We start from the raw sequence: 349 nt of genomic DNA, 5'->3' as shown, positions 1-349 counted from the left end.
GGCAAACAGATCTTCAGTGGCGTAAGAGATAATCCCGAGCACCGTCAACAGCAGGTTGAACGGATTGCGGTAGCAGAGCCACAGGTGGACCCACCAGGGAGAGGGTTTCTGCGCCGGGATCTGGTTATCGCCATGTTCCGCGCGGATTTTTGACACTTCTTGCGCGTTCAGCCCTTCCGGGTGGCCGCCAAAGGCGCGCCAGACTTCGTTTTCATCCATCGCCGCCACGTTCAGGCAGCGCTCGGTCAGGGAAGCGGGGATTGCCGCTCCCGCCATGGTGTTGGCATTTGGCAGCGGATCGCGCGCAATCAGGCGATGTGGCAGGTGACGGCTCAGCAGCGCTTGCAGC

The 349-nt window shown here is 61.3% G+C and carries 1 protein-coding gene; it reads right to left on the bottom strand.

The window, feature by feature from the left end:
- Positions 1-348, bottom strand: a 348-nt coding sequence (locus DIT71_RS17790) for a cation-transporting P-type ATPase (RefSeq protein ID WP_406565115.1), incomplete at its 3' end; no start/stop codon positions are given.
- Between the last annotated feature and the right edge of the window lies 1 nt (position 349).

It is taken from the genome of Marinobacter vulgaris, assembly GCF_003344045.1.
In the GTDB taxonomy this organism is placed as follows: Bacteria; Pseudomonadota; Gammaproteobacteria; order Pseudomonadales; family Oleiphilaceae; genus Marinobacter; species Marinobacter vulgaris.
The sequence above is the reverse complement of the archived record's forward strand: the minus strand, read 5'-3'. Positions and strand labels throughout refer to the sequence as shown.